This is a genomic window from Citrobacter sp. VF227, assembly GCF_052950715.1.
Window position 1 is genome coordinate 734,076 of sequence record NZ_JBRFVF010000001.1, and the last position, 13,236, is coordinate 747,311.

The window sequence follows — 13,236 nt, forward strand, 5'->3', positions numbered from 1 at the left end:
TTCTATTTAGAGGGTTGAGGATTCATGACTATCACGGACCTGGTGCTGGTTCTTTTTATCTTGTCGCTGCTGGCGTATGCCATTTACGATCAGTTCATCATGCCCCGACGCAATGGCCCCACTCTGCTTACTGTCGTCCTGCTTCCTCGCAGCAGAGTCGACGGCGTTATCTTCCTTGGCTTGGTAGCTATTCTTATCTATAACAACATCACCAGCCACGGCGCACAATTTACCACATGGTTATTATGCGCACTGATATTGATGGGGTTGTATCTGTTCTGGATCCGTACGCCAAAAATCATCTTTAAGCAAAAAGGCTTTTTCTTCGCCAATGTCTGGATTGAATATAATCGCATTAAAGAAATGAATTTATCTGAAGACGGTGTACTGGTGATGCAATTAGAACATCGAAGATTACTTATTCGCGTACGAAATATAGACGATCTCGAAAATATATATAAACTTTTAATTTCAAATCAATGAGTTATGAATATAGTCTGAACTATGTTTTTATATATCAATGCAAAAACAAACATAGCTAAGGCTATATTTCATCATCAGTAATGTTATTAATTTTAACGTTTTATCTATAAATAAATCTAAATGAAAATCGTTTTCAATTAGAGTCAAAATATTATTTCTGCATTTCTTGTTTTATATTCTAAAAATATGTTAAGGTTGCGCCCGTCGTTGGGGAGTAGCCGATTTCCAGATTCCGGAAATGTACGTGTCAACATACTCGTTGAAAAACGTGGCACGTACGGACTGAACTTACAGGTTCAGTCAGGCGAGACCATAGGCACATCAACTGCAATGCATATTTGAATGGCGCTGTATTTACAGTGATTCCAGCTTGTATGCATGGTTACTGGGGGCAGTGATGTGTTTTATGGATACCCCGGTCAGGACGCTGTTATGAATCTTACCGCTACCGTTCTTCTCGCTTTCGGCATGTCGATGGATGCTTTTGCTGCATCAATTGGCAAAGGTGCCTCCCTGCATAAACCCAAATTTTCTGAAGCACTGCGTACTGGCCTTATTTTCGGCGCAGTTGAAACGCTCACGCCATTGATTGGCTGGGGCATGGGGATGCTCGCCAGCAAATTTGTGCTGGAGTGGAACCACTGGATCGCCTTCATTCTGCTGATGTTTTTAGGTGGGCGAATGATAATCGAAGGTTTTCGCGATAACAGTGATGAAGATGAAGAGCCGCAACGCCGTCACGGTTTCTGGCTGCTGGTCACCACCGCCATCGCCACCAGTCTCGACGCAATGGCCGTCGGGGTGGGTCTGGCTTTCCTGCAGGTCAACATTATTGCCACAGCGCTGGCCATCGGCTGTGCCACGTTGATTATGTCCACACTCGGCATGATGATCGGTCGTTTCATTGGCCCGATGCTGGGCAAACGAGCTGAAATTTTGGGCGGGGTGGTACTGATTGGTATCGGTGCCCAGATCCTCTGGGCACACTTTCACGGTTAACTCAGTCGCTGCCAGACATGAATACTAAAGTCTGTCTGGCAATCAAACTGTGTTTTCCCCGTTAAGGCTTCCCACACCTCCGGCTTTGCCCGCCAGGCGAACGGCGTCATCTGCAGCAATGCCACAGCCTCACTGCCTTTGAGCTGCATTTGATATCCCAGTGCAATACTCTGTTGCAGGGCAAAACCATCAAGCTGCTCAGTGTGTGGCGCATGCAGCCGCACCTCATCATAAATCAGTCCTTTCAGCTCCATTAAATGACGCGGGCCCGGCGTGGCGGTAATTACCCAGCCACCCGGTTTAACCACTCGAGCCAGCTCCTGTGCTTTGCAGGGGGCGTAGATCCTGATGATGGCATCCATTGATTCGTCGGCAAATGGCAAACGGTGGCTGGAGGCAACACAAAAGGTCACCTGAGGATAACGTCGCGCCGCAGCTTTAATTGCTGCTTTGGAGACATCAAGACCAAAGGTTGTACAGCCCGCCAGCGCATCGGCAAACGCATGGGTGTAATACCCTTCCCCACAGCCAATATCCAGGATCACTGCATCTTCGGAATTCGACTTCTCTTTAAGCACATTCACAATCGCATCGCGCAGCGGCTGATAGTGGCCAGCATCAAGAAATGCCCGGCGCGCCTGCATCATTTCAGCGCTATCGCCTGGATCCCGCGACCGCTTATGCTGAACCGGCAGTAAGTTAACATACCCTTCTTTCGCCACGTCAAACTGGTGCCGCCCGGGACAGACAAAACTGTTATTCGCTTGAGTAAGAGGCTGGTGGCAAAGAGGACAGGAAAACGACATGACAACTCCGGCAGGTGACTTAAGGGCGCAAGTGTAACGCGAATTGCGCCCAGGGAAAATAACTTACAGCGACGGTGAGTTTACGTTGCTGGCGTGCATCACCACCAAATGATCGGAGTTGGCCGGCATGCCATCCGGCTTTACATTTTCCAGACGCAGGACATCGCCCATTATCTGACTGAACACTGGCGCGGAAACGGCTCCCCCGTAGTAAGCGCCGTTTTGCGGGTTATTAATCACCACTACCAGCGCAAATTTTGGATCGCTCGCTGGCGCAACGCCTGCCGTATAAGCCACGTATTTGTCGACATATTTACCGTCATCACCAATTTTCTTTGCCGTTCCGGTCTTAACCGCTACGCGATAATCTCTAACCGCAGCTTTGGTTCCCCCGCCGCCGGGTAGCGCGACGCTCTCCATCATATGTTCAACCTGGTGAACCAACGCCTCCGGCATCACCCGCGTACCTATTACTGGCGGATCGATACGCGTAATAGAAAGGGGGCGGTAAATACCAAAACTGCCGATGGTGGCATAAACATGCGCCAACTGGAGCGGCGTCACCATTAGCCCGTAGCCAAATGCAAAGGTGGCCCGATCCAAATCGCTCCAGTAGCGACGTTGCGGCATTAAACCGCTACTTTCCCCGGTTAACCCCAGTCCGGTAGGATCGCCAAAGCCAAAGCGTTTATAGGTATCCAGTAGTTTCTGGATCGGCATAGCCAGCGAGAGGTGTGATACACCGGTATCGCTCGATTTCTGCAAAATCCCGGTCAGCGATAACTCAGGGTAAAACCCGACATCGCGGATGCGATGTCCATCCAGATTAAAAGGATGTGTATCAATGACGCTATCAGGCTGCACAATCCCTTGCTGCAGTGCAGTCATGATCACCAGCGGTTTAACAGTTGAACCGGGTTCAAAAGTGTCGCTAATTGCACGGTTGCGAAAATCATCCAGCACCGCACCATCACGGTTATTGGGATTGAAGTCGGGAAAGCTTGCCATGGAGAGTATTTCGCCGGTGGCAATATTGACCAACACCGCAGCTCCAGATTCCGCTTTATTCCATGTTACGGCATTGTCCAGCGCATCTTCAGTAACTGTCTGCAAACGTTCATCAATACTGAGCTGTAATTCGTGCGCCGGCACCGGCATCACTTCGGTGATATTTTCGATGACATGGCCAAATTTATCTTTCCGTACCAGGCGGGAGCCAGGTTTGCCCATCAACTGGCTGTTAAAGCTTTTCTCCAGGCCTTCAATTCCCTGACCATCAATATTGGTAAAGCCAATCAAATTGGCCGCAACATGCCCGGCGGGATAGAATCGACGCGACTCTTCGCGCAAATTGATACCCGGGAGATTAAGATCATCGATCCACTGCGCCTGCTGAGGAGAGATCTGGCGCGCAAGATAGATAAAGCGGCCAGTTGGATTGCTGTTAACACGTTCAGCCAGCGTGGCGAGCGAAATATGCAGGGTCTTAGCTAATGCCTGCCAGCGTTCGTTATAGCCAACACCACCTTTGCTGACAATCGTCTTCGGATCGGCCCAGACAGCGTTAACCGGAACGCTTACCGCCAGCGGCCGCCCTTCTCTGTCGGTGATCATTCCGCGTGGAGAGGCAATCGACACTTCACGTAACGAACGCATGTCTTCCTGTTTTACCAGATTCGTCGGCGTGACTATTTGCAGCCACGCAACCCGACCGAGCAGCAATCCAAGACTCAATAATATTGCCACGCAAAGCAGGGCAAAACGTACGGGAGTAAAATTGCGCGCATCGCCGTCGTTTTTCTTTTTCACCCAATCTCCAGCAAGATAGTTTTTCAGGTGTCTGATTTAACGAGAAATGACGTAAGAATGCGGGGAAAACTATGCTACGAACATCACGCCTTTGCAACAAAGCGCTAATGGAAGGGCATTCAGTAATATTTTGACGTAATCTGAATTAAAAAGCCCCGCAGAAGCGAGGCTTTATATCTGAGATGGAGGCGCAAAAGCGCTTCAAATCAGTGGTGTCGATCAGATAGCTGTTACGTTAACAGCAGCCGGACCTTTCTGGCCGTCCTGAATTTCGAACTCAACGTTCTGGCCTTCAGCCAGAGTTTTGAAGCCGTTACCCTGGATAGCGGAGAAGTGTACAAACACGTCTTTGCTGCCATCAGCCGGAGTAATGAAACCAAAACCTTTAGACTCGTTGAACCACTTAACTTGACCTTTAATCTTTGCCATTTGCAAAATTCCTTAGAGTATTTTCTTCGCCCGCGGGCGTAACATAGATAAAACTGAGACATTACTGCTTGAGGCACTAATATAAGGTTCGGCAGAGAAGCGGTATTCAACGTCAACGTGTTTACTCAGGACTTCTTTACTGAAAATGCCACACATAAACAGAACTGTACCTCGTTTAACCCAAAACGTGTTATCACATACAACGTTAATAATGGCAAGCCATTTTTAAACGTGTCTCGATCGGTCGCACAAATCCTGTCTTTCATCAAACAGCAACTGCACAGTTATGCGCCAGGCCGAGTAGAGATATATTCACGTGCCTCTCCCCTTACCCCGCATGGTTGGCACCATTGCAGAGACATTTCTACCATAGCTCAATAGCTTCGGTTGTTCCAGGTTATCTGTAACGGGTTCTGCCCTATATCATTTTTTATGCTTAGTAATGCATAAAATATCACAAGCGTAGAAATGGGATCCGTCTTCTTGTTTTGCACCAAAATAATGAAAGAATGATGACAAGGCACAAAAAAAGTAAGAGAAACGTTTCGCTGCTAATAAAACGATCATTATCACAAAAATGACATAATCATATTTTTAACGTATGGGATATTATATTTAGATCAGGCCAGGGATAAGATATTAATTAGGCGGAGTCTCTGAAAATACTGGGAGTCCATGTCAGTCCGCCGCTAATTACACGTCGGAGACAGAAGAAAAAAATCTGACACGCTTAAGACAGGATGAAGTAACTGGAAGCAACATCCGCAGTACCTCACCCTGTCATACTTATTTACCGCTCGGCTACCAGGCGGATGATGTCATCGTCTTCTTGCCTGGCAGTCAGTGCAGCAGGCTCTGCTACTTTCTCGGGTTCGTTAGCTTCACAAAGTCGACGGAGTAAAGCGTTCTGTCTTTTTTGCTGATCTAACAATGCTTCAAGCAGCTCAATCTGCTCGTTGGTACGCGAACTTGCCCGATTGATGAAAAACCATAGAACAAGCCCGACAATCAAAACCACCACTGATACCGCTAAAGACGCAAAACTCAACGCGCCTGAATTCAAAACTTCGTTCATTTCACCACCTCAATGTAGACGGCATAGTTTACCACTGCCGCACAAGAAGGTAATCAACTGTTGCGAAAATGCGCTTACCAGGGAATAAACTTATTAATGGCACAAATACCGCTGAAAAATTGTACGTCCTGATCGCACATGATGTTGAGCACCTGCGCCCACATCAGTATGCATACCAGTACAACAACAATCAGCACTACCCAGCGAATCTTTTTCACTCCAGCTCCACTCTTCAATCCTACATCTTATGTCTATAAATTATCATGCGTTACCTAAACCCAGCGTTAACTGTATCGGCATTCAATCTTTTTAGGAATGATTGACTTGTTTCATACCGTGTACAGGCTAATCTAATAACAACGAAAAAAGATAAGAGGTTGTAATGCGTCTGATTATCCGCGCTATTGTGTTGTTAGCTCTGGTTTGGATCGGTTTATTACTGAGCGGCTACGGTATCTTGATTGGAAGTAAGGAGAATGCTGCGGGTCTGGGCCTGCAATGCCAATATCTGACCGCTCGCGGCACCAGCACCGCACAGTACGTCCACACTGATAGCGGTATCATTGGCCTGTCGGATTGTCCTCTGTTAAGGAAAAGCACGGTTATTATCGACAACGGCTAATATAGCAACAATTCGTTCACAACGTTATTTGTGCCAACTCACGTTATAATTTTTCATAAAAAACCCCTGGTACAAAATACCAGGGGTTTTGTCATTAGCGATGACGTCAGTTCAGAACGGATAGTCGTTATAGCCCATTTGTTCTGAAATCTTGCGCGCCGCCGTATGCAGCATTGCCACATACTCGTGTAAACGTTCTTCAGAGAAACGCAGCGTTGGGAATGAAATACTCAGGCCCGCAATAACCACGCCGAAACGGTCAAACACTGGTACGCCGATGCAACGCAGGCCTTCTTCCTGTTCTTCGTTATCTTCGCCATAACCTTGCTCACGTACTTTATCCAGCAGTACCAGTAATTCATCGGTATTCGTAATGGTACGATCGGTGCTGCGTTTGTACTCAATACCATCCAGAATCTGCTTCACTTCATCGCGGTCACGCCATGCCAGCAGAACTTTACCAATAGCTGTACTGTATAGCGGATTACGACGACCAACGCGAGAATACATGCGCAGATTGTACATGGAATCGATTTTATGAATGTAGACGATGCTGTCTTCATCCAGCGCACCGAGGTGAACTGTCTCTTTGGTCAGGCGTGAAAGTTCGCGCATCTGAATGTCAGCGCTACGGATAAGATCAACGTTTTGCAACGCGCGCGCGCCTAGCTCGAATAATTTCAGGGTCAGAGAGTATTTCTCAGACTCTCCTTCTTGTGCCACATAACCCAGCGTTTTCATGGTCTGCAAAAAGCGATAAACGGTGCTTTTCGACATCATGACGCGTTGCGACAACTCGGTAATACCAATCTCGCGCTCTTCACCCAGCGCCTGCAGAATGCCAAAAACTTTCAGCACGGAAGATACAGAATCGGGTTGCTTATCCAGATCTGCGATAGCCATTTACCACCTCATTGCGAGTGTTTTATAAAAATCAGAACCGGTTTTTATTATAATTTCACGTCCCCCCACTCGCAATCGCTCTTTGCTTACTTAGTTACAAATCTGCGACCTAACGCCTGAATATCAATGCTAAAATCATTATTCTCTTCATAAATACCGACAATATTGATTTTCTATGGAAAAAATTCAGGCCGATGGTCTGCCATTGCCCCAGCGATATGGCGCAATTTTAACCATTGTAATTGGGATTTCTATGGCAGTACTCGACGGCGCAATAGCAAACGTAGCCCTGCCAACTATCGCCGCCGATCTTCAGGCCTCACCAGCAAGCTCAATATGGATCGTGAACGCCTATCAAATTGCTATCGTCGTTTCGCTTCTGTCACTCTCTTTTTTAGGCGATATGTTTGGTTACCGACGCATTTATAAGTGTGGTCTGGTCGTGTTCTTGCTGGCATCGCTATTCTGTGCCTTGTCTGATTCGTTACACATGCTGACGCTGGCGCGCATCGCCCAGGGTTTTGGCGGCGCGGCGCTAATGAGCGTGAATACGGCATTGATCCGACTCATTTACCCACAGCATCAGCTTGGGCGTGGGATGGGTATTAACTCCTTTATTGTTGCAGTCTCCTCGGCAGCGGGTCCAACTATTGCCGCGGCAATTCTCTCTATCGCCTCGTGGAAATGGCTGTTTCTGATTAACGTCCCGTTGGGAATAATCGCACTGCTGCTGGCTATGCGCTTTTTACCCCCCAATGCGTCCCGCAGCAATAAACCACGCTTTGACCTGCCGAGTGCAGTGATGAATGCCTTAACGTTTGGTTTGCTGATCACCGCCCTCAGCGGTTTTGCACAAGGACAGTCGCTAAAACTGATTGGTGCTGAGATTGTGGCACTGATCGTTGTAGGTTTTTTCTTTATCCGCCGTCAGCTCGCCTTGCCAGTACCCTTATTGCCGGTTGATCTGCTACGCATTCCGCTGTTTTCACTCTCGATTTGTACCTCAATCTGTTCTTTCAGCGCGCAAATGCTGGCATTAGTTTCCTTGCCCTTTTTTATGCAAACGGTACTCGGGCGCAGCGAAGTCGAAACGGGTCTGCTGTTGACGCCATGGCCACTGGCAACCATGGTGATGGCTCCTCTCGCGGGATATCTGATTGAACGCGTTCACGCCGGACTATTGGGTGCGCTGGGCATGGCAGTGATGGCGAGCGGTTTGTTTTCGCTGGTACTGCTACCCACTTCGCCCTCTGATTTTAATATCATCTGGCCAATGATTTTGTGCGGCGCGGGCTTTGGCTTGTTTCAGTCACCGAACAACCACACTATCATCACCTCCGCGCCGCGTGAACGCAGCGGTGGGGCAAGCGGTATGCTGGGGACGGCGCGCTTACTAGGTCAAAGTACAGGGGCCGCGCTGGTCGCACTAATGCTCAACCAATTCGGTGACAGCGGAACGCACGTCTCGCTGATAACAGCTGGCATTCTGGCCTCGCTGGCAGCCATCGTGAGCGGCCTGCGTATTACGCAACCGCGAATTCAGGCATAAAAAAAGCGCGTCTGTCGACGCGCTCTTCAGTTAGTCTGCTGCAGATTATTTCAGATATTCTCCACTGCGCAGCGCTTCAATACGTTTATCCAACGGCGGGTGAGTCATAAACAGCTCACTCAACGACTTGGATTTGCCGTTGATGCAAAACGCCATCATGCTGGTCGCTTCCTGCGGCTCATAGCTGGTTTTCAGACGCTGCAGCGCGGCGATCATTTTCTCACGCCCTACCAATTTTGCAGAACCGGCATCCGCATGGAATTCACGATGACGTGAGAACCACATGGTAATGATGCTCGCCAGAATACCAAACACCAGTTCCAGCACCGTCGCCACCGCAAAGTAGATCAACGGGTTACCGTTGCTACCCTCACCCTCATCACGGTTTCCACCCATAAAGCCAGCGGCAATTTGCGCCAGAATACGTGAGATAAAGATAACGAAGGTGTTTACAACCCCCTGAATGAGCGTCATGGTCACCATATCACCATTGGCAATGTGGCTGATCTCATGCGCGATAACGGCTTCGGCTTCATCAGGGCTCATGTTTTGCAACAGGCCAGTACTCACAGCCACCAGCGAAGCATCCCGGCGCGCACCGGTAGCAAATGCGTTAATATCTGGCGCATGGTAGATTGCGACCTGCGGCATAGCGATCCCGGCCTGACGGGCCTGATTCGCTACCGTATTCATCAACCAGCGTTCTCTTTCATTGCGGGGCTGTTCGATCACTTCCCCACCGACGGATTTTAACGCCATCCATTTGGACATCAGCAGAGAAATGAAGGAACCACCAAAACCAAACAGCAGTGCCATGATCAACAAGCCTTGAACGCTGCTTGACTGAATCCCTGTCAGGCTCAATACCAGCCCGAAAACGACCATCACAGCCAGGTTCGTCAGCAGGAAGAGCGCGATTCGCATCATAATTTTCTTTTAACCTCAATTTAACAAAACGCACTATGCGATTACCCATATCGTATGGGTCTTACGGCTATTTTCAAGCATCCATCGGTGCTAAGTCACCAGAAAAACACAACTTTACATTTTATCGTATCAGACTGACGTCTTCATGCGTTTGTTAAAAAAAACAGGCACAATTTCTTGTGCCTGTTTGAGGTTATTGACGGGTTGCGGGCTGTTCCGCTGGCTTCTCTTTCTCAAGATGCGCCAGATCAAGCGCGATTTTTACCGTTTCATCCAGGTACGGATCCGGCTCCTGGTAATCCTTCGGCAGATCGTCCAGTTTCTTCAAAGGCGGTTTGCCTTCACGCTTAAACCGATCGTTGATACGCGCCAGACGCATTGCGTCATCTTCGTTATTCTCTTTTTCACGCTGAGCGTAATTCAGAGAAGCGATGTTGCGCTTATCCTTCATCGCATTGAAACGCGCAATATCCTTCATGATGTACTGGAACTCAGGATCGTTGGCGATACGCGCATTGTGCTCTTTCAACAATTCAGGTCCAAACGGCGTCAGATTCTCTGATTTGGTGTAGGTCGCAGCATCAATGCTATCCCACGGCAACGCGTTATCTTCGAACTTCTCACCGGTTTCTGTTTCTTCATTACCTGTCGGCATGATGATATCCGGCGTAACGCCCTTACGCTGCGTACTGCCACCGTTGACACGGTAGAATTTCTGGATCGTATACTGAACAGAGCCCAGCGCCGGCCATTCCGGACGCAGCATCTGATCGTAAATACGGTTCAGGGAGCGATATTGCTGGACGGTACCTTTCCCGAAGGTCGGTTCACCGACAATGAGCGCACGACCATAATCCTGCATTGCCGCAGCAAAAATTTCTGATGCCGAAGCACTGAAACGATCGACTAACACCACCAGCGGGCCTTTGTAATACACGACGCCGTCGGTATCGCTGTCCTCACGCACTTTACCGTTATTGTCACGAACCTGAACAACCGGACCGGATGGAATGAACAGACCGGAAAGCGAAACTGCTTCAGTCAGCGCGCCGCCACCATTGGTGCGCAGATCGATGATGACGCTGCTGACGTTCTGTTTTTCCAGCTTCTGCAGCTGAACTTTGACGTCATCCGTCAGGCCAACATAAAAGCCGGGAATATCCAGTACGCCGACCTTTTCTTTGCCAACGGTTTTCACGGACATTTTCACAGCGCGGTCTTCGAGACGAATACGTTCACGCGTTAACGTTACGATGCGCGTTTTGGTACCCTTACCAGCAGGCAGGATTTCAAGGCGCACTTTGCTGCCTTTCGGTCCTTTGATCAGCGCCACCACGTCATCCAGACGCCAGCCAATCACGTCGACCATGCCTTTACCGGTCTGACCCACGCCGACAATACGGTCACCAACGCTTATCGCTTTGCTCTTGGCTGCAGGGCCACCCGCCACCATGGAATTGATGACGGTGTAGTCATCATCCATTTGCAGAACCGCGCCAATACCTTCCAGAGACAGGCTCATTTCAGTATTGAACTGTTCAGTATTGCGTGGAGAGAGATAGTTAGTATGCGGGTCGATTTCACGGGCAAAAGCCGTCATCGCCAGAGAAAACACATCTTCGCTATTGGTCTGCGCCAGACGGCGAATCGCAGACTTGTAGCGGCGAGTCAGCGTTTCACGAATTTCCGCATCGGTTTTACCGGTCAGCTTCAGGCTGAGTTCGTCAAATTTAACCTTGCTGTCCCACAGCGCGTTAAGCTCTGCTTCGCTCTTTGGCCACGGAGCTTTGCTCCGGTCGAGGTTAAACGTGTCGGTACCGGTAAAATCCATTGGCCGTGCCAGCACGCTTAATGCGTACTGATAACGTTCAAATCGGCGTTTTTGCGCCAGATTATAGAGGTCGTAAAAGACATCCAGCTTGCCGCTACGCAATTCATCGCCAAGAACCGTTTTCTTCTTTGCAAACTGTTCGATATCGCTCGCCAACAGCACGTTGTGGCTGTAGTCGAGCAGATTCAAATAGCGGTCAAAAATTTTCGCCGAAAACGCCTGATCCAGATCGAACTGACGATAGTGTGAACGCGTAAAACGCGATGTAACACGCTCACTTACCGTCGCATGCTGGGTTTCTTCCTTTAAGACGGGGATTTGATCGGCACGCGTGATGTCTTCCACAGCAAGTGCCTGGCCTGCTAATGCAAGCAGACCAGCTAACGCAGTAAGCCTAAAAAAAGTGTTCATGCCAGGCCTGGCCTCCGTTTCAGAACACCAGGTGTTCTGCGCGTACAATCAAAGACATACCCGAATTCAGCTGTACACGGACGCCATCTTTGGTGATTTCTAATACGGTGGCATCCATCGCATTATTTCCTGCTTTCACCTTCAGAGACTGCCCTACCGTCAGCACTGAAATATCAGATACCGGGGTATGCTGTTCTTCACGAGGAGCACGCGGTGCTTTTGCTGCTGGTTTTTCAGCGCGAGGTTTACGCTCAGCACCTTCTTTACGACGCGGAGCAGGACGCGGCTTGCGCTCGCGACGCGGTGCGTCTTCTTTTTCCCCGGCAGCAGCGGCCGCTTCGCGTTTTTTCGCCTGTTGTTCAGCGCGTTGCGCCTGAACGCGGGCTTTAGCTTCTTCCAGCTGTTTGCGAGCATGTTCCACGTGCTGTTCATCCAGCTCACCACAAGGGTTGCCGTCGAGATCCACACGCGTTGCGCCCAATTTAACGCCATACAGATAGCGCCAGCTTGAAGTATAGAGACGTAAGGCTGAACGGAGCTGTGTCTTGCTGAGGTTCATTTCGCCCTCAACACGCTCTACCAGATCCTGAAAAATGCCAATTTTCAGTGGGCGCGCTTCGCCTTCCGCACTAAAGCACTGCGGGAAGCGTTCGGCCAGAAACGCGATGACTTCTTTACTGCTATTCAACTTAGGTTGATTTTCCATGAAATTTCCTGATTACAACGGACGTAGCCAACAAGCGCAGGCATGAACAGGCGACATTATAATGACGTCATCAGTAATTGCTACGTTATCCGTTGATTATCCTGCGACGCGCGCAAAGAATTTTTTGTAATCCGTCGTTGCAAGCACGGTTTCAAGCTGTGCCACCAGCGTCCGCAGCCCCTGTTCATCTTCCTCAGTAAAGCGGCCAAACGCCGTGCTATCAATATCCAGCACGCCGATGATCTGATTGTCGACGGTGATTGGCAGGACGATTTCAGCGTTGCTGGCGGCATCGCAGGCGATGTGCCCGTCAAAAGCATGTACGTCCTCAATACGCTGAACCTGGTTCTGCGCCACGGCGGTACCACATACTCCGCGCCCCACCGGAATCCGCACACAGGCGATTTTCCCCTGGAAAGGCCCCAGCACCAGCGTATCGTTTTCGAGCAGATAAAAACCGGCCCAATTTACTTCTGCAAGACGCTCGAACAACAACGCGCTGGTATTTGCCAGCGTTGCCAGAAAACTAGTCTCACCTGCCATTAATGCCTGAAAATCACGGTTCAGATCCGTGTATAGCTCTATTTTGTTCATTATGTAATCACTTAGTTGTCTTACCTAAAACTGCAGCCTACTAAAATAAACATTAAATGCGTTAATGCTCAAGATCATTCCCGTCATGAGTT

The 13,236-nt window shown here is 49.2% G+C and carries 15 protein-coding genes and 1 riboswitch; of the genes, 4 read left to right on the forward strand and 11 right to left on the reverse strand.

Going from position 1 to position 13,236, the window contains the following annotated elements:
* Positions 1 to 24: 24 nt before the first annotated feature.
* Entirely contained in the window at positions 25 to 483 is a 459-nt protein-coding gene (locus ACU8YC_RS03625) for a DUF986 family protein (RefSeq protein ID WP_187252292.1), read from the forward strand.
* A 197-nt stretch (positions 484 to 680) separates the two neighbouring features.
* Positions 681 to 785: riboswitch (yybP-ykoY riboswitch) on the forward strand.
* Positions 786 to 915: 130 nt separating this feature from the next.
* Positions 916 to 1,482: a manganese efflux pump MntP gene (gene mntP / locus ACU8YC_RS03630; protein WP_151219462.1), complete on the forward strand. Its 567-nt coding sequence runs from the start codon at positions 916 to 918 to the stop codon at positions 1,480 to 1,482.
* On the opposite strand, the gene rlmA is transcribed toward mntP, so the two are convergent.
* The 6 genes from rlmA to mgrB all read right to left on the reverse strand — a co-directional run bounded on the left by rlmA (position 1,479) and on the right by mgrB (position 5,819).
* Positions 1,479 to 2,288: a 23S rRNA (guanine(745)-N(1))-methyltransferase gene (rlmA, locus tag ACU8YC_RS03635; protein ID WP_151219463.1), complete on the reverse strand. Its 810-nt coding sequence runs from the start codon at positions 2,286 to 2,288 to the stop codon at positions 1,479 to 1,481. The genes mntP and rlmA overlap by 4 nt on opposite strands.
* Before the next feature lie 63 nt (positions 2,289 to 2,351).
* On the reverse strand, positions 2,352 to 4,097 hold the full coding sequence (gene ftsI / locus ACU8YC_RS03640; protein WP_187252289.1) for a peptidoglycan glycosyltransferase FtsI: 1,746 nt from the start codon (positions 4,095 to 4,097) through the stop codon (positions 2,352 to 2,354).
* 219 nt (positions 4,098 to 4,316) lie between these two features.
* On the reverse strand, positions 4,317 to 4,526 hold the full coding sequence (gene cspE / locus ACU8YC_RS03645; protein WP_001062678.1) for a transcription antiterminator/RNA stability regulator CspE: 210 nt from the start codon (positions 4,524 to 4,526) through the stop codon (positions 4,317 to 4,319).
* Positions 4,527 to 4,538: 12 nt separating this feature from the next.
* Entirely contained in the window at positions 4,539 to 4,682 is a 144-nt protein-coding gene (locus tag ACU8YC_RS03650; RefSeq protein WP_151219465.1) for a DUF2627 domain-containing protein, read from the reverse strand.
* 634 nt (positions 4,683 to 5,316) lie between these two features.
* Positions 5,317 to 5,601 carry a YebO family protein gene (locus tag ACU8YC_RS03655; protein ID WP_151219466.1) on the reverse strand — a complete coding sequence of 95 codons (285 nt, stop codon included), beginning with the start codon at positions 5,599 to 5,601 and terminating at the stop codon, positions 5,317 to 5,319.
* Positions 5,602 to 5,675: 74 nt separating this feature from the next.
* The gene (mgrB, locus tag ACU8YC_RS03660; RefSeq protein ID WP_151219467.1) at positions 5,676 to 5,819 is read right to left on the reverse strand and encodes a PhoP/PhoQ regulator MgrB; all 144 of its coding nucleotides are present in this window, start codon (positions 5,817 to 5,819) and stop codon (positions 5,676 to 5,678) included.
* Between the two features lie 164 nt (positions 5,820 to 5,983).
* Here mgrB and ACU8YC_RS03665 point away from each other — a divergent pair, with 164 nt between their 5' ends.
* Entirely contained in the window at positions 5,984 to 6,223 is a 240-nt protein-coding gene (locus ACU8YC_RS03665) for a YobH family protein (protein WP_003841988.1), read from the forward strand.
* A 111-nt stretch (positions 6,224 to 6,334) separates the two neighbouring features.
* On the opposite strand, the gene kdgR is transcribed toward ACU8YC_RS03665, so the two are convergent.
* Entirely contained in the window at positions 6,335 to 7,126 is a 792-nt protein-coding gene (gene kdgR / locus ACU8YC_RS03670; RefSeq protein WP_003833778.1) for a DNA-binding transcriptional regulator KdgR, read from the reverse strand.
* Positions 7,127 to 7,301: 175 nt separating this feature from the next.
* Between kdgR and ACU8YC_RS03675 the strand changes: the two genes are divergently transcribed.
* Positions 7,302 to 8,675, forward strand: a complete 1,374-nt coding sequence (locus ACU8YC_RS03675; RefSeq protein WP_187252288.1) for an MFS transporter — start codon at positions 7,302 to 7,304, stop codon at positions 8,673 to 8,675.
* Between the two features lie 45 nt (positions 8,676 to 8,720).
* Here the strand turns inward: ACU8YC_RS03675 and htpX are convergent, their stop codons facing one another.
* The 4 genes from htpX to ACU8YC_RS03695 form a co-directional block, all read right to left on the reverse strand.
* The gene (gene htpX / locus ACU8YC_RS03680; protein ID WP_003034964.1) at positions 8,721 to 9,602 is read right to left on the reverse strand and encodes a protease HtpX; all 882 of its coding nucleotides are present in this window, start codon (positions 9,600 to 9,602) and stop codon (positions 8,721 to 8,723) included.
* A gap of 193 nt (positions 9,603 to 9,795) precedes the next feature.
* Complete coding sequence (prc, locus tag ACU8YC_RS03685; RefSeq protein WP_151219469.1) at positions 9,796 to 11,844, reverse strand: carboxy terminal-processing peptidase; 2,049 nt, start codon at positions 11,842 to 11,844, stop codon at positions 9,796 to 9,798.
* A 19-nt stretch (positions 11,845 to 11,863) separates the two neighbouring features.
* Positions 11,864 to 12,550 carry an RNA chaperone ProQ gene (gene proQ, locus ACU8YC_RS03690; protein ID WP_003833781.1) on the reverse strand — a complete coding sequence of 229 codons (687 nt, stop codon included), beginning with the start codon at positions 12,548 to 12,550 and terminating at the stop codon, positions 11,864 to 11,866.
* Positions 12,551 to 12,646: 96 nt separating this feature from the next.
* Positions 12,647 to 13,144, reverse strand: coding sequence for a GAF domain-containing protein (locus tag ACU8YC_RS03695; protein WP_151225567.1), 498 nt, complete (start codon positions 13,142 to 13,144; stop codon positions 12,647 to 12,649).
* Positions 13,145 to 13,236 lie beyond the last annotated feature (92 nt).